Origin of the sequence: Streptomyces sp. NPDC050546, from assembly GCF_044457425.1 — a bacterium.
In the GTDB taxonomy this organism is placed as follows: Bacteria; Actinomycetota; Actinomycetes; order Streptomycetales; family Streptomycetaceae; genus Streptomyces.
The window spans coordinates 99330-115847 of sequence record NZ_JBITGX010000020.1 but is presented as its reverse complement, the minus strand read 5'-3'; the positions used below and the strand labels follow the sequence as shown (position 1 = coordinate 115847).

Below are 16518 nucleotides of genomic sequence, written 5' to 3'. Positions count from 1 at the left end.
GCGACGTAATTCTCCTCCTCAGCACCGCGGGCTGCGTCGGCATCACCGTCCTCCTGGCCGCGAACGTGAAGGGAGGTGAGAACAAGAGGGACGGTCGGATGCTGCGAAGGCTGCTGAACGCTGCAACCGGCAACGGTCCGGCGCGGGGCTGAGGGCGCCATGGCACGCCCCGAGAAGCCGATCGACTACACGGTGCCCGCGGCCGGCACTCTGGCCACCCACCTGCGCCGGCCGCGAGACGGGTCCAGCCTGACCCATGCCGAACTCGCCGAGCGCACGCTGTGCTCCGAGGCGACCTTGAAACGAGCCGCCCGCGGAGGCCACCGCGCTCGCACGGCGCAACTCCCGGCGCTCCACCATCGTGCCCAAGCCCCAGTTCGTAAGGGACGAGGGGGACCTCGCAGCCGCGCGATGCGCGCCGCGTACCGGCGATCCGGACGCCCTTCGGTCCATGAGAGGGACCGGCTGGCCGGCAACGAGCGCCCGTCCAGCAGCTCGGCCCCAAACGATGACGACCGAGACGCTGGGAAGATTCGATGCCCCTGCGCGCGATGCGCGGCGTGATGTACCGAGAGCGAAGCCACTTCCGCAAGTAGTCGTAGGCGTAGCCCTTGTCACCGTGCAGATGGGTGGGGCGGCGACGACGCGGCGCACGCGAGAGCGATGGCCGGTATGCCGCGGACGAGGAGTTCGAGGCTCTGGCTGTCGTGGGTGTTGACGGCGGAGATACCGATGGAGAGGGGCAGTTCTGTCCGTTGTGTCATCAAGTGGATTTTCGAGCCCTTCTTGTCATGATCGACGGGATTCGGGCGCGTCAGATCCCCCCTTTCGGGGCTCGCACGTTCACGGAGTCGATCGCGCATCGCGACCAGTCCAACTGTCATGAGGCCCGAGCACCGCGCGATCATCGACCCTCTGACGGTCAACGCCTTGCGGACCAGTGGGGATCGACGGTCTCACAGGCCGGACACCTCCCACAGGCCCTCCGGCACCAGCCCTTCAACGAAGGCCATCGAGTACAGCCCCCTCCATCGGTGTCGGAGCCACCGACCTGTCAGCGGACTTCCAGAGCGTGCCGAATCGCGCCAGGTAGTGCCACACCTTCTTGACCGCCTGGGGGTCGTAGCGGCCGGTACATGCAGCGTCTCCGACGATCCGGGGATCGAGCACACCGTCGACGGCGATCTGCGTGCCCAGGTCGACGTATTCCTGGCCGCGGTAGCCGGGGTGACGCCGGAGTTCTTCAACCTCGAGTCGGAAGCCGGGGTGCCACTCTACGGGGCAGCCAAGGCGCAGAGCCGCGGCCTCGACGGTCGTGTCTCGGTAGCAGGGGTCCAGGACCAGTGCTGCCACATGGCAGTTCAGCCGGACCGGCCCGTGCACCTGCGCCTCGACGTAGTCGTCAAGCTCATCCTGACGATCGGCGAGGGCAAGCTCGAGGAGCCCCATGCGGGCCGCGACACCGAAATGCGTAGGTTCAAGGAAACTGTCCGGGTAGCAGAACGTGGTCCGCGTCAGCGTCTCGGCAGTCAGGCGGAAGTGGGCTGAGCCGAACCGCGGCGCTCCACCGACCGGCTTGCGACGGAAGTTCAACGCCCCGTAGACGGGCCGATCGTCAGCGGTCGATTCGTCGTACGCCCCGTTGAAGATCCGGCTCTCCCAGCGCCACCGGTCGCCGTCTGGGTGCGCGGTCAGTCCGCCGTTACTGGTCCCCGTGACGAACTGCGAGCGGTAGACGCCGTCCTCGGCCATGGCGTCCAGGATCGGCTTGCCGTGCAGCAGACGGTCCGGGTGGAAGTTGAGGGTCACCCGCAGCCCCGGGTCCATCGGAGGGCCCGACGCCAGTTCCGTGACATGCCGAAGGGCCCGTTCCTGCGATGTCTGGGAGGTTGCGGAGCTCATCCGCAGAGTCTTCCCCAAGGCGATCGACTGGCGCACGCGGATTGCGCCGGGGCCGAGCCAGGCGTGGCGGCGGCCCGCTGCGAGTCGGCGGGTGATCAGCTCAGCCACGTTGTCGGCGACCTGGGGAACCGTCAGCTTCCACGTCGAATGGCCTCCACCGTTTGGCAATGCGGTGAGGGCCCCGCTGATCGGCCGCTGCGGCCGGGACCTCCAGGTCTGCCGTGCCGGCTGTGTGGTCCCCGGACCGCCGTCCAGAAAGAGTCCGGCGGGAAGCGACCGGTTCCAGGGCCGCGACCACACCCTTGACCTTTTCCCGCGCGTAGTCGAGGGCGTGGGCGAACCAGGTGTCGGGGTCTGCGGCGGCGCGCTGTTGCTCAGTCAGGTAGCCAGGGGCAGCGGCCTTGAGAAGTGCGGTCGGCAGGGGCGAGGTGTGGCCGAAGCGGCGGGCGTCCATGGGCGTGGTGATGACGGCATGGCCGTAGGGGCTGTGGCTGGTGGCCTGTTGGTAGTGATCGACCAGTTGAGGACCTGCCGCGAGGGTCTGGGTGATCCTCCCGCCGATGCTTGTGCTCACGGCCGTGGCCAGCGATCGGTCGCGGTGGACGAGTGAGTCTCGCAGGGCCGTTGTGGTGAAGAACGCCGGAACGTCGACCGGTTTGACCAAGTTGAGCAAGGCGCGGGCGTTCGGGTGCGGGTCCTTCCCGGGCTCCGGGGTAGCAGTCAGGATGCGGTAATGCCCGGGCCACAGCGTGCCCAGGATCACGACCGGCCCGGGTTGCTCCAGTCGGCTGTGCAACGCGGCGGCGGCCTCCTCGCCGTCGGTCCTGGTGAAGAAATGCTGGGCTTCGTTGAGCCACAGGACGGTGCGTGGGGCGAGGGCGTGGGCATCGAGCAGGGCGGGTGAGGAGCCTCCTGGCGTTCTTCGGGAAGTCGGGAAGACCGGCTGCCAGTCCTTCAGACAGGCGCGGATGGCTTCGAAGGGGGTCCGGGTCTTGCCCGTGCAGGACTCTCCGCGCACGAGCACCAACGTCGGCTGACCGGTGGAGGCCGCCCTCACCAGATGGTCGCGCAGCCGCCGGTCATGGTCGCGTTCAATGCAGTCCGGGAGTACGAAAACGGCGTCGTCATCCGGTGGGGTGGTGCCATGAATGGCGGGGTGGACGCCGAGCTGCTGCGCTGTCCACGACGCTACAGGCCGAGGACGATCCATCCGGGCAAAGTTCCGCCTCTCGGAAATATGCTGGTGGAGATGCCCGATGCTGTAGGCGGCGACTCCGCCATGTGTCGCCTGTACAGAGGCGGGAGCGGGGCTCGGGGGTGAGCTGGTGCCGGGTCCGCTCAGCCCTGGGGCGGACCCGGCTGCGGAGGGTTCCCACGGTCACGCTGCCCATGTTCGGCCCGGCCGTGGTCCAGCTCATCTGCGGTCTGGTCAAGGCGCTCCAGTTCGGCGTTCTCGCGCTGCGGGTTTCCCCGGCCGAGCCAATGGGCCAGCCGCTGGCGCAGCCCTGCCCATGCGTCGGTGCTTGCGGCCTGTACCACCGCAGTGCCCCCTGCCGCGGCCAGCGCGGTCATTGCCTCCGACAGCGAGCCTCCGCCATCTTGATTGCGGCTGGTCGGGGGCCCTGACGTAATGGTGGGTGGGGCTGCTCGGGCTGGTGGTGGGGCAGTGTCCAGCATGTAGATCATCTGGCAGGGCGCTTCGCCTGTTCCGGTCCGCTGCCTCTCCCTCTTCCCTACGATCCGGCGCATGGTGGATCCCGAGGTGACCGAGCGGATCGCAGTACGCCGCGCGGAGTTGGACGATCTGGAGGAACAGCTGGTCAAGCAATTGGCGGAGGTGCGGGCCGAGCGCGATGACCTCGCCGCGGCCGAGCGGGTGCTGACCCGGATGGGCGAGCAGATCGCCGCCGTACGAGCCGTAACGGCGCCGGCTGCCGCGCAGGTGGGTGGGAAAGCGGTGCTGCTGATCCCGCACCGCACGCCGGAGGTCACCGAGACCGTGCTCCCACCGGAGTACCACCGCATTCTCGCCGCAGTGCGTGACGCGGGCGGGCCCGTCACGGTCCGCCAGGTCGGTGAGGCGATCGGGCTGGATACCGGGGTGCGAGGCAAGCTGGAGCCGCTGCGCGGGAAGCTGACCAAACTGGCCGATCGGGGCTGGCTGCGCAAACGTCCCGACGGGCGGTTCACCGTCCGCCCGTGAGGCGCGAGCCGGTACAAGGGGTCGTAACTGCGGTGCCCCTGGGGCTCGTTGGGAGGGTGTGACCAAAACCGAAGAGCACGCCGGGGACAACGGTGTCCCTTGTCTACCAGTGCCGTCTGCCGCTGTCCACGCACACCGTCAACCACCTCGGCGGCCTGCTGCGGCGCCACCTGAAATCGATAGGCGCCCGCTGGCGGTCGCTGCCTCCGGGGAAGATCGCGGTGATCGTCCTGGCCGTGCTCCGCCACGACCAGCGCCTGGCCGACATGGCTGGCGGCCACAGCATGGCCGAATCCACTGTCCGCCGCTGGCGCGACGAGATGATCCACCTGCTCGCCGCGAGGGCCCCGCGCCTGGACCGGGCCCTGAAGAAGATCGCGAAGCGGGGCGGGGAAGTCGTCCTGGTCGACGGCACCCTCATCCCCACCCAGCGCCGCACCGGACGCGACAACCGGAAGAACTTCTCCGGCAAGCACCACCGCCACGGCCTGCACTTCCTCGCCCTGACCGACGAGAAGGGACGGCTGATCTGGATCTCAGCCGCCCGGCCCGGCCGCACCCACGACGCCACCGCCGCCCGCCACGACCACCTCGTCGCCCACCTGAAGGAAGCCGGCCTCGGTGCACTCGCCGACCTGGGCTTCCTCGGCGTGGACAAACCCAACGACCCCGACGACCTGGTCATCGTCACCGGCTTCAAGGCCACCCGCTACCGCAAACTCATCCCCGGACAAAGACGGCGAACCACGTGCTGGCCGCCGGACGGGCCCCAGTCGAGCACGGCTTCGCTCACCTCAAGAACTGGCGCGTGTTGACCAAACTCCGCACCGACCCCGCCCGCGCCACCCAACTCCTGCGCGCCCTGCTCGTCCTGACGAACCTCGAAGTCAGCCGCTGAGACAACGCCACAGCCAATGCGCGACGTTCGTCCGGAGCGTTCCCCCTCTGGCCAAGGACCCCGGGCACGGCATTGACTTGCCAGAACACTGCACCGGGCATGCGAAAGGGGCAAGGGCGTGCGCGCACGCGGCATCAACTACGACACTGGATTCCTGCCTGGGGAAGAACTCTCCCGCAAGAGCTTCACCCCTGAGACAGTCCGCCACGACATGGCGGTGATCTCCGGGGAGCTCCACTGCGACGCCGTTCGTATCTCCGGGCGAGAGCCCGAACGGCTGAGCATTGCTGCCCGGCATGCCGCAGACACGGGCCTTGAGGTCTGGTTCGCTCCCTTTCCCGTGGACCTCCCTCACGGCCAGTTGCTCCCGTTCTTCGCCGACTGCGCCCAACGCGCCGAAGCCGTGCGGGAGGCCGGCGCCGACGTGGTGTTCGTCGCCGGCTGCGAGATCAGCGCGTTCTGCGGGGGTTTCATCCCGGGCGACACCTACGGCGACCGCCTGCAGGCCATGGCCAGCGCCGACATGGAGTAGTGGTCCTCCCTCGGACCGGCGCAAGAACGCCTCAATGACTTCCTCTCCGAAGCCGCTGCGACCACCCGCATGCACTTCGGCGGGCCGGTCACCTACGCCTCGGCGCCCTGGGAGTTCGTCGACTGGCATCCGTTCGACTTCGTCGGCATCGATGCCTACCGGGCTGCCTACAACGCTGATGGCTTCCGGGACGAGCTGCGCGGCCACCTCGCCCACGGAAAGCCCGTCGCGGTAACCGAGTACGGAACCTGCGCCTACCAGGGCGCGGGCGAACGTGGCGGCATGGCCTGGCAAGTGCCGCACGGCGCGGTGCCGGACGAGGACGAACAGGCACGCTACTTCACCGAGCTGCTGGACATCTTCGAAGAGGAAGGCGTGGACACCGCGCTCTGGTTCACCTTCGCCGGCTACAGCAGGCCCAGGCAGCACGACCTTGGCTCGTACGGCGTCGTCCGGGTGCTCGACGAGGCCCGCTGGGAACCGAAGAAGATATTCCACACGATGGCCATCAGGAACCAACACGGCTGAAGCGTCACGGCCTCCGTTCAGAAAGGGCTGTCGGCGTCAGCCGTAACTGGACACCGAGCGTCACAGAACGATGGTTCTGGCACAGCCCGGCAGACGATCTTCTCCGCAGACTGCCGCCCGCGACCAGCACGAGCATCCGAGAGACCGCCACACTAGCCCTTTGACCTGCGACTTCAAGTTGGCGGAGGCTCAGTGTCCTTGCCCTTTCTCCTGAGAGATCAGCCGAGAGCCGGCGGACTCTGCCGGATTCTCGACTCTGCCTGCCCCCGCGGCCCGCACGACGCTAGCGTCGGCTCCATGATCGTATGGCTCAACGGCACCCACGGCGCGGGCAAGACGACGACCAGCGTGCTCGTACAGCAGCTCATCCCCGATTCGCGGGTGTTCGATGCCGAGAAGGTCGGCGAGGCGCTCATGGACATCACGCCGGGGCTGCCCGCGACGGACAACTTCCAGCACTGGCCGCCGTGGCGGCCACTCGTTGTCGAGACCGCCCGACGCGTCCTCGACTACACCGGCGGCACCCTCGTGATGCCCATGACAGTCCTCGTCGAGGAGTACTGGCGCGAGATCAGCTCGGGCCTCGCCCAGTACGCCATTCCGGTCCGGCACTTCGTCCTCCATGCCGACCAGGACACCCTCCGCGGGCGTATCGCGGGCGATACCGTTCTTGGCCCCAACTCCCCGTTCCGTCTCCAGTACCTTGAGCCCTACTCCGTGGCGGCTCGCACGTGGCTGCATGCCGAGGCTGAGGTCGTCGACACCACGCACCTCACACCTGCCCAGGCCGCCCAGCAGATCGCAGAGGCCCTCAAGGATTGAGAGAACGACCTTCCGGCGCCAGAGCTCTGAGCCGGGACACGATAGTTGGAACCGGTAACGGGATCTCGCACGCCCTCGCGGAGAGGTGAAGCTGACCTACACCCCAACGTCCGATCTCCTCGGCCTCAAGTTACTGGCCGATCTCGAACAGCTGCGTCGGGTCCCCCCTCCCCCCCCCGGACGCGACGAAGCCTCATGACGGGGGACCGACCGATCTCGGTATCTTCTCGCTCGGCACCCACTAGCTTCACGAGCACATCCGCGTTGTCGAACCCGATGACCTCCACCGTTCTCACGCGGCCCGGCCGGAGCCGGTTGATCAAGGGTTGCAGGCGAGGATCAGGGGTTGGCTCGGGCGTAGAGGCGAGCCTAGTCGGCGCCAATTGCGACTGGTTCCAACTCTCATGGCCAGGTTCCCAACTAACGTGTCACGGCTGGCCTGCACCGACGCGGACTTCGGCACCGAGGCGCGAGAGTGTCCTCACGCGCAGCACCTCTGCAACAGGTCAGCGAGCCGTTCCAGGCCCTGCCGGTAGGTCTCCTCCCCAGCCGGTCCGGACGGAGCACGGCATCACAGCCGGCGACTGGTATGCCGCCGCGCCATCGACTGGACGAGGCCGCCGGCTGCTGACAACTGGACTGCCCGCCTGCCCCCACTGCTAGCCCGACATCGACCTCCGCATCCTCGACTGACCCGCCCGGCCGGTGACGTGGAACGACAACCTCGGCCAAGGCGGCCGGGCAGCTGTGCGATCAGCTCAGCGACGTGGGACGCCTCGGGGGTGGAACGGCCCGCAGCAGCTCCCACAGCGGCCGGGAGCCCGACGCCCACGCCGCCAGCATCTGGCGGTCCACCACATGCAGCCGCTGCTGTTTGGCGAAGGTGACAGCCGGCCCGCTCACCCTGCCGTTCGTGACAATCACCGCGACGTCCGCCCCGTGCACCGGACGGGCCGTACCGTTGAGCACTTGCATGTCCGGCGTGCCCACCGCCGAACCGCGGGCGCCGTGGCGGCGGTGCTTGCACTGGATCACCCAGCGCCGCCCGAGGGGGTCCGTGGCCTTCACGTCCGCGCCCAGGTCACCGCCCCCGCCGACCCGCCGGGCGTCCGAGCAGCCGTCCCGGCGCATCAGGTCCCGGACCGCCTCCTCGAACTTGGCGTGATGCAACACGTCCAGCTCGGACAGCGCGTAGCGCAGGCCCTGCGCACGGACGGCGTCCCAGCGGGCCCGCTGCTGCCGGCCGTAGAGCCAGCCGGCTCCCGCGAGCGCGGCGAGCACCAGGGCGGCGAGGAGCACCCACCAGTGGGCCAGCAGCCAGTTGACCACCATCACGACCAGGCTGATGACCGCCGTCGCCACGACAACGAGGGCGATCAGCTGAGCGTCCCGCTGCTGCTTTCGCTTGCCCGGGCGCCGCGTGCGCCGCCGCGTGGCCGGACGCCGGCGCGTCACCGGTCTCCCTCCGTATCCAGGAACCGGACGGGGTAGGAAACCGTGGGCCGAGGCTGCTGGATCCGGGACGGCGGGGCGTCGTCGAACCGGATCGGGTACTGCACAGTCGACTGCTGCCGCGGCACCGTATCTCCGTTCCCCGCCGACGTGTTGCCGTTCCCGTTGCCTAACGCGACGACGGCTAACGCGAACCCGGCGACAATCGTCATCTCCCGTCTGGCGCCCGGAGCCCACCGCGAATGTCCCCGAACGAACGTCCCATCAGAGCGAACATACGGACGCACCAAAGGCATACAAGCCTCCCCCTCGAAGCCAATGACCAGGACCGCCCATCGTGACAGCAGGCACTGACAACCGGTCCGCACTGCACCACACACAGTGATCAAGGAAGGCGTGATCCGGACGTTGCCGGTGGCGGACTCGGCTCACAGCACCCGAACGGCGGCCGAGGCCTGCCTGGCGCGACCGCCGGATGGAGTTATGTGACCCGTACCGGTGTCTCGGAGCCAGGGCGCCTGAGACGGCGCACCTCCGCAGGTCGAGAGTCGTTCGCCGTCGGATGGTTCGAATCCGTCGCCTCGGTGACCGGAGGCCTCGCTGAGGCGTACTACGGGTTGGACGAAGAGCGCCTGACAGAGGGGCCGTCGATGTGACAGGAGTGGTAGCCCGCATGAATGGCGAACTGAACAGTGGCCGGTCCGCTTCTTCGCCTTCCCCGTCGAGTTCAGCGTGACTATGGCGCGTCCTGTCCAGGAGTGGTCACTTGCTCGTCCCCTCCCCCGGCCCACACCGCCCCCGCAGTAGAAGCCATCGACCGCTCCGCATCACCCTTGCCCCGGAGGTTGAGCTGTGGCTGACTGGCAGCGGTGCCGAGGGGGAGTGAGCATGGGGAGCTGGGTCGTGATCGCGGAGTACTACAGCGACACGTACAGGACCGAGTTCGTCTGTCGTGGACAGGAAACGAAGGGCCAGGCGCTGGAGGCACTCCGTGCTGCAGTCCACACGTATGTGCCGAGCAAGAATATCGTCGAGAAGTGGCGCCGCGTGTATCGCTTCGCCGACCAGGAGTCATACCTGGTGGTGATCAAAGGCAAGCTGACGCAGTGGGAGTGCACCCTGCGCATCGCGGAGCTGGTCTCGGACTCGACCGACCCGACCGTGGCCGAGCGCGCACAGATGGACGACATGGACGACATGGACGACGACGCCGCAGAGCCGGCTGACGGGCCGTGGGACCGGATCCCGCCCGGCTGAGCGGAGCGGCGGGCCGAGCTCCGCCGTCACGCTCGCAGGAAAGCCAGAACCGCCAGCACCCGCCGATGGCCCTCGGTGTCCACCGGCAGGTCCAGCTTGCTGAAGATGTTGCCGATGTGCTTGTTGACGGCCGCCTCGCTGATGAACAGGTGCGCCGCGAGGCCGGCGTTGGAGCGGCCCTCCGCGATCAGCCCGAGCACCTCGCGCTCCCGGGCACTCAGCCGCTCCAGCGGGTCCTGGCGCAGGCGGACCAGCTGCTGGATCACTTCCGGGTCCACCACCGTTCCTCCGGCGGCGACTCGCTCGATCGCGGCCGTGAAGTCGGCCACCGCGTTCACCCGTTCCTTCAGGAGGTAGCCCACCGCGACTCCGCCGCCCGAGTCCAGCAGACGCAGTGCGTAGGAACGGGCCACGTACTGGCTGAGGACGAGCACGGGCAGCACCGGGAACTCCTCGCGCAGCTTCACCGCGGACCGCAGCCCGTCATCGCTGAGCGACGGCGGCATCCGTACGTCGGTGACGACCAGGTCGGGCCGCTCGGCACGTACCGCCTCGACCAGCGCGTCGGCGTCCCCGACCGCCGCCACCACCTCGTGGCCGACCCGCTCGAGCAGCCCGATCAGGCCCTCGCGCAACAGAACGGCGTCCTCGGCCACGATCAGGCGAAGCGACACGGCACCTCCACATGCAGCAGGGTGGGACCACCCACGGGGCTCGACACCCGCATCCGGCCGTCGAGCGCCGTGACCCGGTCCGCGAGTCCGGTCACACCGGTGCCCGCCTCGGGATCGACGCCGCCGTGGCCGTCGTCCGTGATGTCGAGGATCAACAGATCGGAATGGTAGCGACCATGTATCCGGGCGCTGCCGGCCCCGCTGTGTCTGGCGATGTTCGTCATGGCCTCGTTGATCAGGTAGTACATCGTCGTCTCGAGCTTCCTGGGCAGCCGTTCGGGCAGTCGCAGGTCCACCGTGACGGGGATCGGGAACCGGCCGGCGTAGTCCTCGATCGCCGCGACCAGTCCGTGATCGGCCAGCACCGGGGGGTTCAGTCCCCGGATCAGGGCCCTCAACTCCTGGTGGACGGCGGAGAGCTGGTCCTCGGCCCGGGTCAGCAGCTCGGCCTGCGGGGAGCCTTCGGGAACATCTAGGCGCATCAGCCCCAGCGTGAGTCCCAGCGAGACCAGCCGCTGCTGCGCCCCGTCGTGCAGATCGCGCTCGATGCGCACCCGCTCGGCGTCGAAGGAGTCGAGAAGCCGCGACTGCGAGGCGCGCACCTCGCGCAGTTCCTCCCCTAGTTCCTTGTCGCGCGGGGCGAGGAAGGTGCGGGACATGGCGGCCCGGGCGCCCGCCCATGAGGTCACGGTGTAGGGCGAGGCGAGCAACACGATCGCCCCGAACACCGTCCAGGGCCAGGTCTGGCCGTCGACCGAGGCGAAGGTCACGGCGGGCACGCCGAAGGAGAAGCCGAGCACCAGCAGGTCCAGCCACCACAGTGCCGCCGCCGACAGCAGCGTGTACATCAGCTCCCGCCAAGTCGCCTGCTCCTTGAGCCGGGTGGCCACCCAGGCGCGCAGGCCGGGGCCGTCCGGGGCCCGGTGCGGGTCGGGCAGACGGTCCAGGTCCACCAGACGCAGCCGGTGCCGCTCCACCGTGGCCACCACGGTGGAGGCCAGCACCAGGCCGACCAGGGGCGCGACGCCGATCAGCACGATGAGCAGGGCGACCCCTGCGGCCAGGCCCAGGGCGAAGACCAGCACCGCCGCGGCGCCGACCACGACGCCTCCGGTCAGATAGGCCAGCGACCGCCAGGGCCAGCTCGAGGTCAGAAAGCTCAAAGGACGCTGAGCCATGGCCTGCCAGGCCGTTGTGGGACGCATGGCGTCACCGTAGCCCGGCTCGTTCGGTCGCCGCGGTAGAGCTGGCTCTACCTCCGAGGTAGAGCGTGGATCAGTGTGTCGCCCACCCCCTGAGCAGTGGAATCGACGCATGACAACGATGAGGCGAACCTCCGTGCAGGACGCGGTCGAACTCCAGGACGTGCGCAAGGTCCACGGCATCGGCGGGCGCCGGGTGACCGCGCTGGACGGCGTCTCCCTCGGCTTTCCCCGCGGTACCTTCACCGCCATCATGGGCCCCTCCGGTTCCGGGAAGTCGACCCTGCTGCAGTGCGCGGCGGGCCTCGAGCGGCCGACCGATGGCCGGATCGTCCTCGCCGGCGTGGACCTCGGCCGGCAGAGCGAGAAGGAACGCACCCAGCTCCGCCGCGACCACGTCGGATTCGTCTTCCAGGCCTTCAACCTGGTGGAATCCCTGACGACGACTCAGAACGTGGAGCTGCCGTCCCGGTTCGCCGGCCGCAAGGTCAGCCGCGAGGCCGTCGCGAACGCGCTCGGCGCGGTCGGTCTGGCCGAGCGCGCAGGGCACCGCCCCAGTGAGCTGTCCGGTGGCCAGCAGCAGCGCGTGGCCCTCGCCCGGGCCCTGGTCACCCGTCCCGACGTCCTCTTCGCGGACGAGCCGACCGGCGCCCTGGACACCGTCACCTCCCGTGAGGTGCTGCGGATGATGCGGATGCTGGTGGACCAGGAGGGCCAGACCACCCTGATGGTCACCCACGACCCGGTGGCGGCGGCCATGGCCGATGTCGTGGTCTTCCTCAAGGACGGCCGGATCACCGATCGCTTCCCGCTCAGCCGGGACGCGGGCGGCGGCGACGCGGCCGCGATCGCCACCCACATGGCCCGGCTGGAGGCGTGATGCTGATCCTCGCGAACGTACGCGAACGCTGGTCGGGATTCCTCGGGGCCTTCATCGCCGTCCTGGTCGGCGTGGCCCTGATCACCGCCACTCTGGTCATCTACGACTCCGCCCGACCCGAGGTCCGACCGCGGTACGCGGGCACCGCCGCCCTTGCGCTGCCCGAGCAGGCCCTCGACATCGACGGCAGCCTCGAAGACCGTGTGCCGTGGAGCAAGTCCGAGGCCGAGCCGCTGCTGGCCGGACTCGAGAAGGTTCCGGACGTGGCCGACGCCGTGGTGGACCGCGCCTTCTACGCCCAGGCGGTCAAGGGCGGCAAGCCCGTCGCGGACGAGGGCGCCTTGGAGTCCGGCCACGGCTGGGACAGCGCGCGGTTGGCGCCCTACCGTCTGGTCGCCGGTCGGCCCCCGAGCGCCGTGAACGAGGTCGTCGTCGACCGCGCCCTGGGCGCGGCGGTGGGCAGCGAACTGACCGTCAACATCACCGAGGGCCGCAGGCAGTTCACCGTCGTCGGCACCGTGGACGGCCCCGGCTACTACTTCAGCGAGGCGTTCGCCGCGCGGCAGCAGCCCGGAGTCCGCGCCATCGCCCTGATCGCGGACACGGGCGCGGACACCGGCGCGATCGTCGCCGACGCCCGGTCGGTGCTCGGCGACAAAGGCAGTCTGGTCTCCGGCGACGGCCGGGCCGAACTCCAGCCCGCGCACATCGAGCACAAGCGCTTCCTGGGCGTCCAGCTGATCAGCGCCATGGCCGTGCTCGGCCTGTTCACCACGGTGTTCGTGGTCGCCTCCATGCTGGTCCTGTCGACCGGGATGCGCCGCCGCGAGATCGGTCTGCTGCGCACCATCGGCGCCGCCCCCGCCCAGATCCGCCGCATGATCCTCGGCGAGGCCGCCGTGGTCGGTCTGCTCGGCTCGATCGCCGGCTGCGTGGCCGGCGTGGCAGCCACCCCGCTGCTGCACTCCATCCTCGGCGGGCTGGACGTGCTTCCGCCGGACATGCAGGTCACGGTCGCCGCCTGGCCGTTGCTCACGGCCTCAGCCACGGGTGTCGGGGTCACTGTGATCGGCGCCTGGACCGCCGGCCGTAGGGCCGCCCGGGTCGCCCCCGTCGAGGCGCTGCTGGACAGCCGTTCCGTCAACAAGGGCATGGGGCGCGGACGGTGGATCGCCGGCTCGGCCGTCCTCGGCAGCGGCGTGCTGCTCGCCCTCGGCACCGCCACCTCCCGGGCCGACAACCGGATCAACATGGCGATCCTCGCGACCATGACGCTCATCGTCGCGGCGGCTCTGTTGGCTCCGGTGTTCGTCGCCCCCCTCGGCCGCTTCCTGACCGCGCCCTTCAACCGCGGCGGGTCGGCCGGGCCGGTCCTGATCCGGGCCGAACTGGTCGCCAACCCCGGGCGTGCCGCCTCCCTGATGGCTCCCGTGATCGCCGCAGTGGGTTTCGCGGTCCTGCTGAGCGGCATGGTGGAGACGATGCGGGTGGCCTATCCCGCCGGGGATGCGCTCAAGGTCTCGGGCCGGACGATCGTCACCCCGGACGGCACCCCCGGCAACACCGACGAGGTGGTCGCCGCCAACCCGGTGGGCAAGGCCGCCCTGCCGACCCGCGCTTTCGTGGTCAAGGACGCGAAGGGCAGCCCGACGGTCCTGGATGTCCTGGGCAGCCGGGACCCGAAGTGGAACAAGCCGGGCGAGGCCGTGCTCGGCGAGCGCACCGCCAGGGGCCTGGGCCTGAAGAAGGATCAGAACGTCTCGGTCCGGTTCGCCGACGGCATCGCAGTCACCCTGCGCGTCGGGGCGGTCCTGCCCGACGACCCGGCCCGCGGTGACTTCGTGGTCGCCCGCGACCTGGTCCGGGCCCACGACCCGGCCGCGCTCACCGACGACATCTTCGTCCCGGGTGACGCCAAGGCCACCGACTCCGTACCCGGCACCGCGCTGCACGACGCGGCCGAGTACGCGTTGGCCGACTACAACACCGACGCTCAGCTGACCGACAGTCTCGCCTCCATGCTCATCGTGATCGCCGTCGGCTACAGCGTCATCGCCGTGGCCAACAGCATGGCCATGGCCGCCCATGGCCGGCGCCGCGACTTCGGGGTGATGAAGTCCGCCGGTGGCACCGTTCGTCAACTGCTGCTGATCGCGGCGGGTGAGACCGTCCTGGTCATCGCCGTCGGGGCCGCCCTCGGTGTGCTGGTGACGCTGGCCCCGCTGGCGGGCATGGCGGCCGGTCTCTCCGAGGCCACGTCATCCGATGTGGGCCTGCGCCTCGACACCGGCGCCATCGCGACCGCCGTCGTCGGCACCCTGCTGGCGGCCGTGGTGGCCGGGATCGCGGTCACGTCTAGGACGCTGCGGAGGCAGGGGACGTAAGGGATACGCGGACGAGCTCGTCCGGGAAGGAGGCAAGGGGCGGGTGGCACAGGACACGCCACCCGCTCGTCAGGGACTGCGGTGGGCCGATGCCGTTGCCGATGCCGATGCCGTTGCCGTTTCCGCTGCCGTCAGAACGCACGCACAGGGCTCGGGCTCGGGCGGCCTCACAGCCGGGCTCTCAGCACGTCGACCTCGCAGCCCGGCGCGGACGGGTCGAAGCCGTGCTCGATCAGCCAGCGGATCCCCAGCAGGCTTCGCAACGACCACCACGCACGGATCACGTCGAGGTCGACGTCGGTCCCATAGCCCGCTACGACGTCGCCGAGGTGCTCCCCGTGTCCGAGCGTCAGAGTGGCGAGGTCGAACAGGGCATCGCCCTGGCCCGCCTCGGACCAGTCGATGATGCCGGTGATCTCGTCGCCCTCGACGAACACGTGAGCGATCTGTAGGTCGCCGTGCGTGAACACCGGTGTCCACGGGCGGAGCGCCGCCTCGGCGACCTGACGGTTGCGGGTGACCAGGTCAGGGGGAAGGACGCCGTTCGCTACGAGCCACTCGCACTCGGCGTCGAGATCCGCCGCGAACTCGTCGAGGTTCCGGCCGCCCCGACCGGACCAGGGCGGCAACGGCGCGTCGTGCAGCTGCCGGATGGCGGCACCCGCCATGGCCCACGCCGCCGGCGACGCGACAGACGGCTCACCGAGGCGGCCGAGAGCCGTCCCCGGGACGGCGGCGATCGCGAGCACGGGCGGCTTGCGCCACAGGACCTCCGGGGTCGGGACCGGTGCCAAGGCCATCGCCTCGACTTCGACGTCGACGCGCGCCTGATCGGCATCCACCTTCAGGAACACATCGCCGACGCGCAGGGTCGCGCGCTCGGAATGGGCGACGACGACCTCGACCTCGTCCATGGATACCACTATCCCGGGATGACCTTCGACAACGCCAGGTCTCTCGTGGGCGATTGCGCGGCAGACCGCTCTCAGCCTCGCGTGAGCGTGAGGCCGGAAGGGCCGACTGACTACCGAGCGCGGTGTGTGACTGACACCGCATCCGGTGGAGTCCGGAGCGGCCGAAGCACTGCCATCCCATCCTCGAGCCGGACCTTCATGGCGAAGTCGAACCGGTCGACCTCCAGACACAAGTCCACATCGGCTTGGTGAGCGCCGCGGCGTCGCCCACTGCGCAGGTCGTCCGCGGCTGGGGACGTGCGGGCACGGTGCAGACAGGGCCCTGGGTCGACACGATCCCCGGCCAGGAGCCGGTCCAGGTACTCGGCACAGGCCAGATCCTCGACGGCACGGCCGTCCTCGCCGGTGGCGACGAACGTCACCGAGTCGGCGCCGGCATCCACCAGGGCACGAGCCGTCGCGCCGGCCACGACGAAACTGGCGCACAGCACCAGCTTCGCCTCGACAACCGCCAGAGCCCCGACTGTTCCCGCAGTGGTCTTCTGAATCACGGTGCGGCCGGCCAAGTCGGCCTCCTGGAGCAGGCCAGGGGAGTTGACCAGGTCGAACCCCTGGACCGGTGCCCCGTCCTTGAGCGCAAGCCAACCCGGGTGGCCCGCCTTGATCTCCAGTGCCTCGCCCTCGTCGGCAGCGAGAACGATCTTGTCCGCCCCGCGATGGAACGCCCAGGCGGCGGTGGTGAACGCCCGCATCACATCGATCACGACAGCCACCTGTTCGCTGCCGTCCACCTCGGGTATTCCGACTACTCGCGAGTCCATGCCGGGATGGTTGCAGCCCACTGAAGCGGTTCACAAAGCAATTTGGCGA

General features: G+C 69.4%; 15 protein-coding genes and 1 pseudogene. 8 read left to right on the top strand and 8 right to left on the bottom strand.

Going from position 1 to position 16518, the window contains the following annotated elements; genetic code table 11:
- Positions 1–505: 505 nt before the first annotated feature.
- The 3 genes and pseudogenes from ACIBK5_RS36980 to ACIBK5_RS36970 form a co-directional block, all read right to left on the bottom strand.
- Positions 506–880: pseudogene (locus tag ACIBK5_RS36980) on the bottom strand (transposase); the annotation flags it as partial.
- A gap of 119 nt (positions 881–999) precedes the next feature.
- Positions 1000–1827: a DUF3626 domain-containing protein gene (locus tag ACIBK5_RS36975; protein WP_399026828.1), complete on the bottom strand. Its 828-nt coding sequence runs from the start codon at positions 1825–1827 to the stop codon at positions 1000–1002.
- Between the two features lie 175 nt (positions 1828–2002).
- The gene (locus ACIBK5_RS36970; RefSeq protein WP_399026741.1) at positions 2003–3112 is read right to left on the bottom strand and encodes a hypothetical protein; all 1110 of its coding nucleotides are present in this window, start codon (positions 3110–3112) and stop codon (positions 2003–2005) included.
- A 537-nt stretch (positions 3113–3649) separates the two neighbouring features.
- On the opposite strand from ACIBK5_RS36970, the gene ACIBK5_RS36965 reads away from it, so the two are divergent.
- The 5 genes from ACIBK5_RS36965 (at position 3650) to ACIBK5_RS36945 (ending at position 6885) form a co-directional block, all read left to right on the top strand.
- The gene (locus ACIBK5_RS36965; RefSeq protein WP_399026740.1) at positions 3650–4105 is read left to right on the top strand and encodes a hypothetical protein; all 456 of its coding nucleotides are present in this window, start codon (positions 3650–3652) and stop codon (positions 4103–4105) included.
- A 92-nt stretch (positions 4106–4197) separates the two neighbouring features.
- The gene (locus tag ACIBK5_RS36960) at positions 4198–4920 is read left to right on the top strand and encodes a transposase family protein (RefSeq protein ID WP_399026738.1); all 723 of its coding nucleotides are present in this window, start codon (positions 4198–4200) and stop codon (positions 4918–4920) included.
- 201 nt (positions 4921–5121) lie between these two features.
- Complete coding sequence (locus ACIBK5_RS36955) at positions 5122–5535, top strand: hypothetical protein (RefSeq protein ID WP_399026737.1); 414 nt, start codon at positions 5122–5124, stop codon at positions 5533–5535.
- A 69-nt stretch (positions 5536–5604) separates the two neighbouring features.
- Positions 5605–6063, top strand: a complete 459-nt coding sequence (locus ACIBK5_RS36950) for a hypothetical protein (RefSeq protein WP_399026735.1) — start codon at positions 5605–5607, stop codon at positions 6061–6063.
- Between the two features lie 297 nt (positions 6064–6360).
- Positions 6361–6885 carry an ATP-binding protein gene (locus ACIBK5_RS36945; protein ID WP_399026733.1) on the top strand — a complete coding sequence of 175 codons (525 nt, stop codon included), beginning with the start codon at positions 6361–6363 and terminating at the stop codon, positions 6883–6885.
- A gap of 753 nt (positions 6886–7638) precedes the next feature.
- Here the strand turns inward: ACIBK5_RS36945 and ACIBK5_RS36940 are convergent.
- Entirely contained in the window at positions 7639–8340 is a 702-nt protein-coding gene (locus ACIBK5_RS36940; protein WP_399026731.1) for a restriction endonuclease, read from the bottom strand.
- Positions 8341–9240: 900 nt separating this feature from the next.
- On the opposite strand from ACIBK5_RS36940, the gene ACIBK5_RS36935 reads away from it, so the two are divergent.
- Positions 9241–9594: a hypothetical protein gene (locus ACIBK5_RS36935; protein WP_399026729.1), complete on the top strand. Its 354-nt coding sequence runs from the start codon at positions 9241–9243 to the stop codon at positions 9592–9594.
- Positions 9595–9620: 26 nt separating this feature from the next.
- Here the strand turns inward: ACIBK5_RS36935 and ACIBK5_RS36930 are convergent, their stop codons facing one another.
- Entirely contained in the window at positions 9621–10268 is a 648-nt protein-coding gene (locus ACIBK5_RS36930) for a response regulator (RefSeq protein WP_399026727.1), read from the bottom strand.
- Positions 10253–11473, bottom strand: a complete 1221-nt coding sequence (locus ACIBK5_RS36925; RefSeq protein ID WP_399026725.1) for a sensor histidine kinase — start codon at positions 11471–11473, stop codon at positions 10253–10255. The genes ACIBK5_RS36930 and ACIBK5_RS36925 overlap by 16 nt, the downstream gene beginning before the upstream one ends.
- 109 nt (positions 11474–11582) lie before the next feature.
- Between ACIBK5_RS36925 and ACIBK5_RS36920 the strand changes: the two genes are divergently transcribed.
- Together ACIBK5_RS36920 and ACIBK5_RS36915 are read left to right on the top strand one after the other, a co-directional pair.
- The gene (locus tag ACIBK5_RS36920; protein WP_399026723.1) at positions 11583–12350 is read left to right on the top strand and encodes an ABC transporter ATP-binding protein; all 768 of its coding nucleotides are present in this window, start codon (positions 11583–11585) and stop codon (positions 12348–12350) included.
- Positions 12350–14734, top strand: a complete 2385-nt coding sequence (locus tag ACIBK5_RS36915) for an ABC transporter permease (protein WP_399026721.1) — start codon at positions 12350–12352, stop codon at positions 14732–14734. The genes ACIBK5_RS36920 and ACIBK5_RS36915 overlap by 1 nt, the downstream gene beginning before the upstream one ends.
- Before the next feature lie 167 nt (positions 14735–14901).
- Here the strand turns inward: ACIBK5_RS36915 and ACIBK5_RS36910 are convergent, their stop codons facing one another.
- Positions 14902–15648 (bottom strand): phosphotransferase family protein, encoded by a 747-nt coding sequence (locus ACIBK5_RS36910; protein ID WP_399026719.1) that lies wholly within the window; start codon positions 15646–15648, stop codon positions 14902–14904.
- A gap of 110 nt (positions 15649–15758) precedes the next feature.
- The gene (locus tag ACIBK5_RS36905; RefSeq protein ID WP_399026717.1) at positions 15759–16469 is read right to left on the bottom strand and encodes a 2-phosphosulfolactate phosphatase; all 711 of its coding nucleotides are present in this window, start codon (positions 16467–16469) and stop codon (positions 15759–15761) included.
- Positions 16470–16518 lie beyond the last annotated feature (49 nt).